Below are 13,199 nucleotides of genomic sequence, written 5' to 3' on the forward strand. Positions count from 1 at the left end.
GCGCCGAGGGAGAGCGTGGACAAAAGACGTTCGGCGGGTTGTCTGGCTCGGATAGGAGGCCGGGATCGACATGCGCGGCTCGCACTCCGGCGATCCCGCCACCTCCTGAGCCGCCACGGCCTCGAGCAGCGGGCGGCAGCCGCGCCGACGATCTCGCCGACGAACTGGCGCTCCCGTCGGCAGCGAAATCGCCGAGGAGCAGGGGCGCGCCGACGGGGGGCCACCGGAACGCTCACGAGCGGGGCGGACGAGGCTGGTTCCTGCTCGCGGCATCCCGTATTCCTGCGGGACGACCCGCGAATCCCGTCGACCGGCGCACGCCTCCCGGGCCGCGGCCCTGCTCCCCCACCGTGGCGGCGGACTGGCCGAACGAGTCCTAGCGGAGCAGGACCGAGCCGCCCGGGTGCCCGACGAGGTCACGGCCCCGGACGCGGCCGCAGTCGCCCTCGCCGGGCTGACGGCTCTGCAGGGGCTGCACCGCTGGGGACGGCTGCGCGCCCGGCGACGCGCACAGCAGGCCGGGGCGGGTGACGGGGTGGTGGTCATCGGACGGCGCTCTTCGCCTCGACGCGGACGGCGGTCCGACGACGCTGCTGCGCGACGATGACCCCGGCGAAGCCCACCAGCCAGATGCTCCACAGGACGTAGCCGACGAAGTTGGCGGTGTCGACGAGCGGGAGGCCCAGCGGGGTGAGGACGCCGGCGAGGACCAGGACCGCGGAGACCGCCCCGAGGACGACGAACCACCGCCCCGCGAACGCCGTACCGAGAGCGGCGAGGACGAGCACGGTCCACCCGGCGGTCAGGAGGTAGCCACCGGTCTCGCCGACGAGGGTGCCGAGCACCCGGTGGGCGGTGCCGAACGCGTCACGGGCGGCGGCCGCCGCGGCCGGGTCGTCGCCGGCGGCGGCCGCAGCCCATCCGGGCACCAGCAGCGGCCAGCGCAGCAGGCCCACGACCTGGACGACCGCGGCCGCGACACCCACGGGGACGGCCCACCGCATCGCCCGGGAGTCCGACAACCGGCCCACACCGATCGCGACGGGTGCCAGCATCGCGGCCCCGAGGGCGAGGGCCAGGAAACCCGCGATGACCGCGGTCTGCGAGGCGCGGAAGCCGGCGAGGACGGTCTCGGCGGGCTGCGCGAGGACGTCGGGGTAATCGAACACGGCGCCGAGGCCGGCGAAGGCCACGTTGACGAGTACGGCGGCCGCGAGCATGAGCGCGGCGGTGCGTCGGGGTGTCATGGTTCCTCTTCTCTCCTCAGGTCCGCCGGACCGATGCCGCGGCGATGTGGGCGACGAGCAGGCTCTCGGGGTGCTCGGCCAGGTGATCGCGGGCCAGGACGAGGGCGCGGTCGATCTCCCCGCGCCGGAAGGCGGCCGCGAGGGCGACGATCTGGCGCTCGCGCGCGCCCTCGGCGACCTGCGCCGCACGGGCGAGCACGCCCTGCCACGCCGGGACGACGAGTGCCGCGGCGACGAGCGTCGCCGGGTCGTCGCCGGCGCGGGCGCGTTCGATGAGCGCTTCGGTCGCCGTCCTGTCACCGGCGATGAAGCGCCGGATCAGCCGGTCCGTGCTGCTCGGGTCCACGTCGCCGAGCATTTGCGCGACCGCTGACGGGACGCTGACGACCGGCTGACGGGCCTAGGCTCGCCCCGTGCTCACGGTCGCGGTGCTCGGACGCGTCGAGGCGCGGCGCGACGGTGTCCCGACGTCGATCCCCGGCGGCCTGACCACTGAACTGCTGGTGCGGCTCGCGCTCGACGCCGGGCGTCCGGTGCGGGCCGAGCGTCTCGTCGAGGATCTGTGGCCCGACCCGGCCGGCGTCCGCCCCAACACCCTGCAGGCGAAGATCTCGCAGCTACGGCGCGCCCTGGGCGATCCCGCTCTGGTCGACGGCGGGCCCGCCGGCTACACCCTCGGCGTCGAGCCCGGCGACGTCGATGCGCTCGAGGCACTACGGCTGGCCGAGGCGGGCGCGACCCAGCTCGTGTCGGGCGACCCGGCCGGTGCCGCCGCCACCTGCCGCGCCGGACTGGCGCTCTTCGGCTCCGAGGTCCTCTCGGCCGCAGGGACGGCGGAGTGGGTGCTGCCTCATCGGCTAAGGCTCGAGGAGGCCCGCGCGAGGCTGACCGAGGACGAGCTCGCCGCGCGCCTCGCCCTGGGCGCGACCGGCGAGATCGTCGGGGAGCTGGAGTCGCTCGTCGCGGTCCTTCCCCTGCGCGAGCAGCTGTGGTCGCTGCTGATCACGGCCCTCTACCGTTCCGGTCGCCAGGCCGACGCGCTCGACGCCCTCCGAAGGGTGACGGCACTGCTCGTCGAAGAGCTCGGCGTCGACCCCGGCCCGGAGCTGCGGGCGCTGGAACGCCAGGTGCTGACCCACGACCAGGCGCTTCGACCGGCCGCGGCCGAGCGCCACCGCGGGAACCTCCCCGCACCGACCACGCCCCTGGTCGGCCGCACCGCCGACCTGGACGGCCGGCTGGCGGACCTCGACGCCCACCGGCTCGTCACGCTCGTGGGCCCGGCCGGCGTGGGCAAGACCCGGTTGGCCATCGAGGTCGCCCGCCGCAGCGCGGCACCAGGTGGGTCCTGGCTGGTGCGGCTCGAGGGGGTACGGACCGCGGCGGAGCTGCCCTCGGCACTCGCGGAGGCGGTCCCGGGAGCGGACGGGATCGAGGGGCTGCTGGGCGCCCAGCTGCTCATCGTGCTCGACAATTGCGAGCACCTGGTCGAGCCGGTGCGCGAACTCGTCGTCGCGGTGCTCGACACCGCCCCAGGGGTCCGCGTCCTCGCGACCAGCCAGAGGCCGCTCGGGCTGGACGGGGAGGTGGCGCGGGAGCTGCCCCCGCTCCCCGAGCCGGACGCCGTGGCGCTGTTCGCGCAGTCCGCCGCCGCGCGCCGGCCGTCGTTCGCACTCACCGCCGACATCACATCGGCCGTGTCCCAGGTCTGCCGGGCGCTGGACTGCCTGCCGCTCGCGATCGAGCTCGCCGCCGCCAGGACCCGGATCCTGACCGTGCCCGAGATCGCCCAACGACTCGACGACCGCTTCACCCTGCTCGCCGACCCCACCTCGACCCGACCCGAGCGTCGCCGCACGCTCGCCGCTGCCCTGTCCTGGAGCTATGACCTGCTCTTCCCCGACGACCATCGCGGCCTGTGGGCGCTCGCCCCGTTCCCCGGTGGCGCCACGATGCCGGCCGTCGAGCACGTGCTGGTCGCGCTCGGCGTCCCGGCCGCCGCGGCGCTCGACGTGGTGGAACGCCTGGTCGACCGCTCGCTGGTCACGGCGGACCCGAGCGGCGGCGACGCCACCCGCTTCCGACTGCTCGACAGCGTTCGGGCGTTCGCCGCCGACCGTGCCGCTGAGGCCGGGGCGGCCGACGTCGCCGCGGACGCCCTCGTCGGCTGGATCGCAGATCTCGCCGACGAGGTCGAGGCGGGAATCCGAGGGCACGGCCAGGCCGGGCACGCGACCACCACCGCCGCCGAACGCGCGACGATCGACGCAGCGCTGGACCGCGCCCGGGTTCACGACCCGGAGACCGGACTGCGCATCGCGGTCGGCTTCGGCTGGGCCTGGGTGCTGCTCGACGACGCGGCGGCGGCGGGGCGGCTACGGACCGCACGGAGCGCCGCGCCCGGTGCACCTCACGGCCTCCGGGTCACGGCACTGCTGCTGGAGAGCTGGCACGAGGCCATGTCGGGTGACCTGCTCCGCGCCCGCGCCGCGCTCGACGCCGCGACCGCCCTCGCCGGCGACGACGCGACGCTCGTCGAACTCGCCCGCTGGCACGGGGGCTTCGTCCAGCTCCAGGAGGGCCGGCCCGCGCAGGCCCTCGCCGACCTGCAGCGCTGCCGCGCCGACTTCGCCTGCCGTGGACGCGCCTGGGAGGAAGGTGCCTCCGCGCTGCTCGCGGCGTTCGCGCACCTCGCCCTCGGCGACACCGCGGCCGCTCGGGCCGCGGGCCAGGACGCCATCGGCATCGTCGGACCGCTGGGCGACGCGTGGGGCCTCCAGCACGCCCAGGGCCTGCTCGGAGGGATCGCCCGGGCCGAGCAGCACTTCGACGCCGCCGCCCGCCACCATGCGCACGCCGCCGACGCCGCCACCGCCCTCGGCTTCGGCGGAGCAGCCGCGCTGCACCTGGCCGACCTCGGCCGTGCCCAGCATCAGGGTGACGACCCGGCCGCGGCGGACACGCTCCGCCGGGCCGCGGACGCCGCGGAGTTCGAGGGCGATCTCCGGTTGCTCGCCGACACCCGCGTATCCCTGGCCGAGGTCCTCCTGGCAGTCGGTGACCGGACGACCGCTCACGACCTGCTCGTCGCCGCCGACCGCTGGTACACCGAGGCCGGAGCGGGCGACGGGGGCTCGCTCGCTTCCCGACTCCTGGCCACCCTGCGCGCCGAGGACGGCGAGCACGACGTCGACCCGACGCTGCGCGCGGTCCACGTCGCGGCGCCGGAGCCCGGGTGAGCGTCGCCGCTCCGGTCCTCGGGTCACCGGCCACCAGGGCGCGGTCGCCACGGTCCTCCCAGCAGCAGTTCCGCGATCTGCCGCACGCCGACCGGCAGTGGCCCGCCCGCTCGACTGCTCCTGTCAGACGCTCGCCGCGAGTGCGGTGAGTGCGACGGCGCCCACGCCGTAGGTCAGCGCGAGGCCGACGCTGCGAGGTACCTCGCGGGCCGCACCGAAGCGGCGGTAGATCCCTGCGAGTCGATCCCGGACCTCCTGGCCCCACAGCTGCCCGACCAGCAGCAGGATGAGACAGGGCAGGCAGTACACCACGGCGTAGCCGATCAGGAGCACGATCGCCCAGCTCAGCCCGACACCCGCGGCGGCCATGCGTTCAATGGCGATGAAGTAGGGGAAGGCATTGGGGAGATCCGCGCCGGTCACGACCACCCCGGTCGGCGCCGCGGTCCACACCGAGAACCAGGTCGGCAGCGAGATCGCCGCCACTCGCCGCGCCCGCAAGCGTCGGAGGCCCGTCACCAGCAGCGCGACGGCTGCCGCGCCGAAGGCGAGCCGGCGCACCCAGATCAGCCCGCCGGCGACCGCGGCGGCATCGGCCGCCAGGTAGACCGCGAGGCCGACCGCGAACACCGTGGCCGCCGCCCCGGCGGCCACGCACAGCCCCAGCACCACCGGCGAGGTGCTGCGGCCGGCTCCCGACGGGGTCACGGGCAGGAGCAGGATCAGTGCGACCAGCCCGATCGTGGCCGGGTTCAACGAGTCCAGCAGCGCCAGCGCGGCCACCGTCCCCACCAGCGCGAAGCTCATCGGACCGGCCGGTCGGCCCTGCCCGGCAGCACCTCGGCGAGGACGGCCTCGAACTCCTCCTGGGTCAACGCCTGGCCGGTGAGCGTGGCCAGGAACAACCCGTCACCGACCAGCCGCACCACCAGCGCGCGCACCGGGTCGGAGAGCTCCGACTCGATGACCTGCTGCCACCGCGCGATCGCCGCGGCGACGTCGCCGGGCATCTCGATCCGGCCGCTCGCCCCGAGCCGCATCAGCGAGAGCAGGGCACGCGCGGTCCGGTGGTCCGGGCCCTCCACCACGGACAACCGGAGCCAGGTCGCCGCAGCTTCCCCTCGCTCCGCAGCGTCGAGCATGCGGTGATCGGTCTCGGCGACCACCCGTCGCAACAGACCCTCGACCAGTGCCGAGCGGTCGGGGAAGTGATGGAGCAAGCCGCCCTTGCTCACCCCGGCCCGGGCTGCGACCGCATCGAACGTCGGCTCCGGATCCCCTGCGAGCACCAGCTCCTCGAGGGCCTGCAACACCTTCTCGCGAACTCCCACGCCTCCTCACGCTACCCGACCGTCCAGACGGTCCGGCGGGTAGAGAGATAGGGACGCACCCGCTGGAGCACTCCCTAGACACGCACCGGGTCGATCCACAGGTCCCGGAGGGCCGACTCGACGTCGGCGCCGCGGTGTGCCGCGGCGACGAGCGCGACGTGAGCGTCGGGACGGACGACCACGGCGGCGGGGGTGGCGACCCCGAAGCGGCGGTGCACTGTCCCGCCTGCATCGATCAGCGTGGTGACGCCGGCATCGGTGCCGGCGACCCCGTCGTCGGCCGTGATCACCCGGAGCACCGGGACACCGAGGCCGGCGGCGCGCGTCGCCGGTCCGTCGAGTGCGGTCCGGTCGTCGCGGGTCGGTGGCGCGCCGTGGAGCAGGACCAGGGCGGGGCGCGGACCGCGGAGGTGCTCGTGCAGCCACGTCGGGCGACCGTCGGGCCGGCGGCGCACGGGTCCGTCGGGCACGCGGTCGCCGACGCCCACTCCCCGCTGCCACGGCCACCGGCGGGCGGTCGCGTAGGTGATGTCGAGCTGGGCGGCACGGAGGAAGAAGGCCCGGCGGAGCGGACCGAGGTCCAGCAGCGTCCGCAAGGTCGCGTCGCGAGCACGCTGCACCCGACGGTCGCGGATCCCGTAGAGGCGCTGGAGGCCACCCGTGCTGGTCAGCAGGCCCTCCGCGATCGGCCGGCGCTCACGCTCGTAGTCGTCGACCACGCGGTCGTCCCCACCGGTGAGCGCCAGCGCCAGTCGCCAACCGAGGCTGTAGGCGTCCTGGATGCCGGTGTTCATCCCGAGGCCCCCGGCGGGCGTGTGGACGTGGGCGGCGTCCCCGGCCAGCACGACCCGGCCACGGCGGTAGTGGTCGACGACCCGCTGGTTCACCCGGTACACCGAGAACCCCTGCATGTCGGAGAGCCGGGTCTCGTCGTCGCCGGTGCGACGGCGGTAGAGCTCGGTGAAGCGGCCGAGGGAGTCCTTGGTGAAACGTCCGGTCGCCATCTCCTCGGGGCTGAGGGCGGCGGTGACGCGCCACCGGCCCGATTCGGAGAAGGGGAACGCGAGCAGGGCCCCATCCTCGTTGAACCACGAGTAGATGCGATCGGGCGCAAGGTCCCGGTCGAGCAGCACGTCCGCGAGGACGATGGTCTCCTCGAGGTCGGCACCGGTGCCCCGGAACGGCAGGCCGAGGGTGCGGCGCACGGTGCTGCGGCCGCCGTCCGCGCCCACCACCCAGCCCGCCCGGATCTCCTCGCTCACCCGCGGACCGGCGACCTGGACGACGACACCGTCACGCTCCTGGCGGAAGCCGATGAGGCGCCGGTCCCGTTCGACGCACCCGCCCGACGTGGCGACGAGGTCGGTGAGGACCTCCTCGGTGCGGCGTTGCGAGGTGTTGAGCAGGAACGGGAAGCGCGTCGTGTCCGTCGGCGGGAACGAGATGCGGAACGTGAGGCTCGCCCCGGCGTACGCCTCGGTGTCGGTGATGCGGACCCCGGTGTCCACCAGGGCGCCGGCGACACCGAGGTCGTCGAGGACCTCGAGGGTCCGCGGGGTGATGCTCGTGGCCCGGGACGTGCTGGCCGGCCCGGGGGCCTGGTCGATCACCCGCACATCGACGCCGCGGCGCAGGAGGTCCGCGGCCAGCGTGAGGCCCACGGGGCCGGCCCCCACGACGAGGACGTCGGTCGCGGTCACCGTGGTCATCAGATACCTCCGTTGCCATGTAGCTCCGTAACGGAGCCAACGTCGGCTATAGTGCCTCCATGTCGGAGCGAGGGCAAGACGAGGCCGTCGAACGCCGGGAGCGCGGCTATGTCGACGCGTCGGAGGTGTCGTGGGCCGTGCGCGCGTTGCAGCGGGCCCAGATCGAGCTCGACCGAGCTTTGGCCGACCAGATGGGGCTGCGGGCACTCGATTACGCCGCGATGATCTTCCTCCTGCAGTCCACGCGCCCGCCCGGGCCGGTCGAGCTCGCCACGTGGCTCGGCATCTCCACCGGTTCGGGGACCGAGCTCGCCGACCGGCTGGAGCACAGCGGGCACCTGCACCGGCGCCGCGCCGTGGACGATCGCCGCCGTATCGTCCTCGAGCTCGACCACGACGCCGTCGCGGCGATGGTCGACCGCCTCCGGCCGCTGTTCGCCGACCTCGAACGCGTCGCCGACACGTTCACCGAGGACGAGCGCGCCGTCATCGCCCGCTACCTCGATGCCGTCACCGATCGCACCCGCGCCCACGCGGCCTCACTGCGGCCGGGGTGACCGACGACGCGCCGGCGAGACCTCTCGTGCACCACGCAGCCGTGCCTGCCCGGCCGGGGTACCGGGGCCCGCTCAGCGACCGTCGATCCGCCCCAGAGCGCGACCAGGGGGGGTCCGCTCAGCCCCGGATCGGGAGGCCGTGGTTGTCCGCCCGCCGACCCGCGAACGTCATCGGCACACAGCCACCGACCCGCCGGAGCTCCCCGTGCCGAACGACCTCACTCCCGCCGCGTCACTCGACCCGACCGCGGCCGTCCCGCTCGACCGCCACTCCGACGGGTCGACCGCCGACGACGGACCGACGACGCTCGGTGCGGCGTGGCGCAGGAGCCTGGCCCGCTCCGGGGGCGTCACGGGCATCCTCGTCGCCGCCGCACCGGCCGTCACCTTCGTGGTCGCCGACGCCCTCGGCGGCCTGACCTGGGCGTTCGTCGCCCTCGCCGTCGCCGCGCCCGTGGTGTTCGGGGTGCGCCTGGTCCGGCGGGAGTCCCTGCGCGGCGCGCTGATCGGCCTCGCCGTCGCCGGCGTCTGCGCCGCCGTCGCCGCCTTCTCCGGCGAGGCCCGCGCCTTCTTCCTGCTCCCTACCCTGATCCCCGCCGTGCTCGGCGTGGTCTTCCTCGGCTCGGTGCTCCTACGCCGACCGGTCACCGGGATGCTGCTCAACCGCCTCGCCGGCGGCCCCGCCGACTGGCGAGACCACGCCCGACTGCTGCGCGTCTACACCCTCACCACCCTCGCCGCGGTCGGTCTCCACATCCTCAACCTCGTCCTGCGCGGCGTGGCCTACCTCGCCGACCAGCCCGCCGTCCTGGCCGCCCTCGGCGTCGCCGCCGCGCCCGCGTTCGCCGCCCTCGCCGCCCTCACCCTCGTCACCGCCCGCCGCGCGATCACAGCCGGCACCCCCACCGCCGCCTGACCGCGCCACCCGACCACCGAACACCTCACGAGCCAGGAGCAACCATGTCCCGCACCCCTGACATCACCGTTCCCGACCTCACCGGCAAGCGCGCCGTGGCCACCGGAGCCAGCGACGGCATCGGGCTCGGGATCGCCCGCAGGCTCGCGGCTGCCGGCGCCGAGGTGATCCTGCCCGTCCGCAACCCGCGCAAGGGCCAGGCGGCGATCGCGGCGATCCGCGAGCAGACCCCGGGGCGACCGTGTCGCTGCGGGAGCTCGACCTGTCCAGCCTCGACTCCGTCGCCACGCTCGGCGCGACCCTGCGGAGCGAAGGCCGCCCGATCCACGTCCTGATCAACAACGCCGGCGTCATGACCCCACCCGAGCGGCAGACCACCGTCGACGGGTTCGAGCTGCAGTTCGGCACCAATCACCTCGGCCACGTCGCCCTCGTCGCGCACCTGCTGCCCCTGCTGCAGGCCGGCCGCGCGCGGGTGACCTCCCAGATCAGCATCGCCGCCCGCTTCGGAGCGATCAACTGGGACGACCTGCAGTGGCAGGATTCCTACGGTGACGGGATGGCCGCCTACAGCCAGTCGAAGATCGCGTTCGGGCTCTTCGCCCTCGAGCTCGACCGCCGCAGCCGTGCCGCAGGCTGGGGAATCACCAGCACCCTCGCCCACCCGGGGCTCGCGCCGACCAGCCTGCTCGCCCCCCGCGCCGAGCTCGGCCGCGACCAGCCGGCCGGGAACCGGCGGTTGATCGGTGTGCTGTCGGCCCGCGGCATCCTCGTCGGGACCGCCGAGAGCGCCGGGCTCCCCGCCCTGCTCGCCGCCACCTCCCCGGAGGCACACGGTGGGCACTTCTACGGGCCCCGCGGGCTCGGGAGCTTCGGCGGCGCCCCCGCCGAGCAGCGCCTCTACCGTCCGCTGCGCAACATCGACGACGCCGAACGCATCTGGCAGATCTCTCAAGAGCTCATCGGCGTCCCGTTCGGCAATGCCGCCGCCACCGCGGCCCACAGTGCGATGGGCGGCCGCGCGTCAGCAGCGGTGCACAGCGTTCGTTCCTCCATCGTCACCAGAACGGGAGAACCCTTGTGAAGACCACTCGCGTCGCCCTGGTCACCGGAGCCAACCAGGGCATGGGCAAGCAGCTCGCCGCAGAGCTGGTCTCCGACGGGACCACCGTGTTCGTCGGGGCCCGCAACCTTGATCGTGGCGAGGCAGCCGCCGCGGAGATCGGCGACGGCGCCACCGCGCTCCACCTCGACGTCACCGATGCGACCTCGATCGCGGCGGCCGCCCAACGCATCCGTGAGGACGCCGGCCGACTCGACCTCCTCGTCAACAACGCGGGCGCCGCCACCGTCGGCACCGACGTCCGCGACCTGGCCGAGTTCCGCGCCGTCTCGAAGGCGAGCACGGTGCCCCTCGAGGAGGTGCGAGCCGTGTGGGAGGTCAACGTCTTCGGACCCCTGGCGGTGTACCAGGCCATGCTGCCGCTGCTCCGCGCATCGTCGGACGCGCGAATCGTGAACGTGACCAGCGCCCTCGGCTCCCTGGCCACAGTCGCTGACCCGGCCTCCGTCTACCACTGGACGTTCGACCCGACCTACGCCGCATCGAAGGCCGCGCTGAACGCCCTCACGCTGACGATGATGATCGAGCTGGAAGCCAGCGACATCAAGGTCAACCTGGTCTCGCCAGGCTTCGCGAACACCGCGCTGGTCAACTTCGAGGGGACGGACACGGTCGAGGACGCGGCCCGTGAGGTGGTGCGCGTCGCCCGCTTCGGACCGCACGAGCCGTCCGGCACCTTCACCAGCTGGGAAGGCGCAGTCGTGCCGTGGTGACACGTCGCGCGAGGAGGGCTCAGGCCATCAGGAATGGTCCACAGCTGAACCGGCTCGGCGTGGTGCGGAGTTCAGTCGCTGGTGTCCTTGTTCTGATCGATGATCGTCTGGCGTTGCGGGGTGATCCAGAGGATGACCCGCTCGGACTTGATGCCCTCGGGTGGGTAGTCGGTGCCGAGGTAGCGGTGGGCCAGCTCGTCGATGTGTTCGCGGGCCTGGTCCCCGGTGGTGGTGCGGGTGACCGTCCCACGGACCTCGGCGTAGCGGTACGGGTCCTTCTCGTCGCGGATCAACACCGTGATCCGCGGGTCGGCCTCGACGTTCTCGTAGCGCTTGCGGTGGGTCTCGGTGTTGAGGACCAGAGAGCCATCCTTGATCCCGACCCACAGCATCTGGTTCTGCAGCAGGCCGCTGGGCAGCACCGTGGCCACGGCCGCGAAGTTCTCACCGGTCGCGAGCTCTTCGGTCACCGGGTGCAGTTCCGGCCCGTTCTTCGTGTCCGCCATCTGAGAGCCTTCCTCGGTCGTGCGGTGATCTTCTGGGCAGCGTCGGTCCAGGGGTGCCCGGCCGGGGTCGGGGCGGAAGCTCGCTGAGGGCAGCACGAACCCTCGTGTGTCGTCGGGGGGTCTCCCGCAGTTCAGGACGTACGAGCGGCGTCTCGGGGTCCGCCTCGACGCCTCCCGGGATCGTCTCTCAACGGGGCCCGCTGGTGGAGCCGAGCCCGTCGTCGGCCCGTGGGGCCAGGAGGCCCCGCACCGACTCACGTGCACTGATCTTCTTGCTGTGCAGCAGCGCCGCCTCGATACCGCGATGAACGTGCTGAGGCGCCCCGACGTCCACGACGATCCGGTGGAACGGGCGCCCCGAGAGATAGACGACCAGGACGTCGGCGCCCCGGCGAACGCCCCAGAGCTGTCGGCGTTCACCGATCCCCCAGGAGCCCGCGCGGAGTCTCCGGGGCCACCAGGAACCGGGGCAGGGGAATCGCGGGCTCGAGGCGACGGCGTCGCCCCGCGTCATCACCCGCGTCCCGATGATCCGCTCGAAGGGCACGTCGAGCCCCCGCGAGCCCGCCGCGAGTCGATCGGTCCCCGAGAACCGGACCCGGAGCCCGGTCGGTAGGACGACGAGGTCAATGGCCATCGGCCCTCAGCTCTGTACGAGAGCAGGCAGACCGCCCGCCCTTTCCGCGCCACCCCCGGGGGCTGGAGGGCGAACAGGATCGTCACCCTGTCGCCTGCGGACTCCTCGGAGTTACCGGCGTGGAGTCCCCGGGGCACAAGTTCGTTCCTGCGTCGGTGTCTCCGTCGTCAACCGGACGCACCAGTACCTCCAGCCGTCGAGCGCGAGGAGGGCCGGCAGGTCGTCGTGACCCGCCGGCCCTCGGCGCCGAGTCCCGCGCGTGGATGTGGTCAGCGCGGCCCGAAGGACTGCGTCGACCCCGGCTGTGGCGCGGCACCGTTGTCGTGGTGCGCCGGTGTCACGGGCTGGGTGGCCTGCGGCGGGCGCGTCGCCTGCGTCGGCTGGTCGGTCGGGGCGTACTGCTGCGTGTACTGCTGGGCCTCGGCCTGGCCACGCTCGCGGCCGGTCCGCACATCGGCGCGGACCTGGTCGGACTGCTGCTGGGCCTTGCGGTAGCCGGAGTTGATCAGGTCCGCAGCGGCGTCACGACCGCCGAGCCCGAACGCGAGCGCCGAACCCAGGGCGACCGCGCCGATCAGGGCGATGTAGGTCGTGTTCACGATCGTCTCGGCGATCCCGAGCTGGTTGAGGATCATGAACACCGCGATCGCCATGACCAGCGTCGGCGCAGCGCTGCGCGCGACGCGGCCGGTGGGGGTCTCGCCCATGGTGCGGTGCACCAGCCCGCCGACGGCGGCGGCGATCGCGGCCGCCACCAGGAAGATCAGCAGCGCGGCCAGGACGTTGGGCAGGTAGGCCAGCACCAGGTTCACGAACCCGGTCACCGCCGGGATGTTCAGCGTGCCGACCGCGGACACGATCACGAACACCATCAGCACGTACTGCACGACCAGCCCGACCAGCTGGCTGGGCTTGCCCTGCGGCGAGAAGCGCGCGACGTACTCACCGCCGGAGCCGTGGGTGAGCTTCTCGTCGACGCGGACCTTCCGCAGCAGGCGGCTGATGCCGGCCCGGATCAGGCGCGCGATGATGTAGCCGATGATCAGTACGAGCAGCGCACCGATGACGTTCGGTACGTAGTTCAGGAAGGTCGTGAACGCACTCTGCAGTGACTGCAGAATGTCGAAGCCTCCACCATTCATGAGAATCGTCCTGTCCCCCCGGCCCGTCGCTCGACGGGTCCGGACACGGTCGCATGGATGTGCGCAGGCCCTCGGCTCG

The 13,199-nt window shown here is 73.6% G+C and carries 14 protein-coding genes; 6 read left to right on the plus strand and 8 right to left on the minus strand.

What is annotated here, in order from left to right; genetic code table 11:
• Positions 1-542: 542 nt before the first annotated feature.
• Both PH191_RS21095 and PH191_RS21100 read right to left on the minus strand, forming a co-directional pair.
• A complete protein-coding gene (locus tag PH191_RS21095; RefSeq protein ID WP_274196593.1) occupies positions 543-1,247 on the minus strand; it encodes a DUF4386 family protein in 705 nt (234 codons plus the stop codon).
• Positions 1,248-1,263: 16 nt separating this feature from the next.
• Entirely contained in the window at positions 1,264-1,593 is a 330-nt protein-coding gene (locus PH191_RS21100) for a hypothetical protein (RefSeq protein WP_274196594.1), read from the minus strand.
• A gap of 67 nt (positions 1,594-1,660) precedes the next feature.
• Here PH191_RS21100 and PH191_RS21105 point away from each other — a divergent pair, with 67 nt between their 5' ends.
• Positions 1,661-4,486: an AfsR/SARP family transcriptional regulator gene (locus PH191_RS21105; protein WP_274196595.1), complete on the plus strand. Its 2,826-nt coding sequence runs from the start codon at positions 1,661-1,663 to the stop codon at positions 4,484-4,486.
• A gap of 123 nt (positions 4,487-4,609) precedes the next feature.
• Here PH191_RS21105 and PH191_RS21110 read toward each other — a convergent pair whose 3' ends face one another.
• The 3 genes from PH191_RS21110 to PH191_RS21120 all read right to left on the minus strand — a co-directional run bounded on the left by PH191_RS21110 (position 4,610) and on the right by PH191_RS21120 (position 7,526).
• Positions 4,610-5,293, minus strand: a complete 684-nt coding sequence (locus tag PH191_RS21110) for a hypothetical protein (protein WP_274196596.1) — start codon at positions 5,291-5,293, stop codon at positions 4,610-4,612.
• Positions 5,290-5,817: a TetR/AcrR family transcriptional regulator gene (locus PH191_RS21115; RefSeq protein ID WP_274196597.1), complete on the minus strand. Its 528-nt coding sequence runs from the start codon at positions 5,815-5,817 to the stop codon at positions 5,290-5,292. The genes PH191_RS21110 and PH191_RS21115 overlap by 4 nt, the downstream gene beginning before the upstream one ends.
• A 74-nt stretch (positions 5,818-5,891) precedes the next feature.
• Positions 5,892-7,526, minus strand: a complete 1,635-nt coding sequence (locus PH191_RS21120) for an FAD-dependent oxidoreductase (RefSeq protein ID WP_274196598.1) — start codon at positions 7,524-7,526, stop codon at positions 5,892-5,894.
• 59 nt (positions 7,527-7,585) lie between these two features.
• Here PH191_RS21120 and PH191_RS21125 point away from each other — a divergent pair, with 59 nt between their 5' ends.
• The 5 genes from PH191_RS21125 to PH191_RS21145 all read left to right on the plus strand — a co-directional run bounded on the left by PH191_RS21125 (position 7,586) and on the right by PH191_RS21145 (position 10,835).
• Positions 7,586-8,083, plus strand: a complete 498-nt coding sequence (locus tag PH191_RS21125) for a MarR family transcriptional regulator (RefSeq protein WP_274196599.1) — start codon at positions 7,586-7,588, stop codon at positions 8,081-8,083.
• 205 nt (positions 8,084-8,288) lie between these two features.
• Positions 8,289-8,999 carry a DUF3159 domain-containing protein gene (locus PH191_RS21130; RefSeq protein WP_274196600.1) on the plus strand — a complete coding sequence of 237 codons (711 nt, stop codon included), beginning with the start codon at positions 8,289-8,291 and terminating at the stop codon, positions 8,997-8,999.
• A gap of 44 nt (positions 9,000-9,043) precedes the next feature.
• On the plus strand, positions 9,044-9,334 hold the full coding sequence (locus tag PH191_RS21135) for an SDR family NAD(P)-dependent oxidoreductase (protein ID WP_274196601.1): 291 nt from the start codon (positions 9,044-9,046) through the stop codon (positions 9,332-9,334).
• Positions 9,241-10,083: an SDR family oxidoreductase gene (locus PH191_RS21140; protein WP_274196602.1), complete on the plus strand. Its 843-nt coding sequence runs from the start codon at positions 9,241-9,243 to the stop codon at positions 10,081-10,083. The genes PH191_RS21135 and PH191_RS21140 overlap by 94 nt, the downstream gene beginning before the upstream one ends.
• Positions 10,080-10,835 carry an SDR family NAD(P)-dependent oxidoreductase gene (locus tag PH191_RS21145; protein ID WP_274196603.1) on the plus strand — a complete coding sequence of 252 codons (756 nt, stop codon included), beginning with the start codon at positions 10,080-10,082 and terminating at the stop codon, positions 10,833-10,835. The genes PH191_RS21140 and PH191_RS21145 overlap by 4 nt, the downstream gene beginning before the upstream one ends.
• A 71-nt stretch (positions 10,836-10,906) precedes the next feature.
• Here the strand turns inward: PH191_RS21145 and PH191_RS21150 are convergent, their stop codons facing one another.
• The 3 genes from PH191_RS21150 to PH191_RS21160 form a co-directional block, all read right to left on the minus strand.
• A complete protein-coding gene (locus PH191_RS21150) occupies positions 10,907-11,341 on the minus strand; it encodes a TIGR03618 family F420-dependent PPOX class oxidoreductase (protein WP_274196604.1) in 435 nt (144 codons plus the stop codon).
• A gap of 187 nt (positions 11,342-11,528) precedes the next feature.
• On the minus strand, positions 11,529-11,978 hold the full coding sequence (locus PH191_RS21155; protein ID WP_274196605.1) for a hypothetical protein: 450 nt from the start codon (positions 11,976-11,978) through the stop codon (positions 11,529-11,531).
• 269 nt (positions 11,979-12,247) lie between these two features.
• The gene (locus PH191_RS21160) at positions 12,248-13,120 is read right to left on the minus strand and encodes a mechanosensitive ion channel family protein (protein WP_274196606.1); all 873 of its coding nucleotides are present in this window, start codon (positions 13,118-13,120) and stop codon (positions 12,248-12,250) included.
• Positions 13,121-13,199 lie beyond the last annotated feature (79 nt).

The organism is Actinomycetospora callitridis, from assembly GCF_028737265.1.
Lineage (GTDB): Bacteria > Actinomycetota > Actinomycetes > Mycobacteriales > Pseudonocardiaceae > Actinomycetospora > Actinomycetospora callitridis.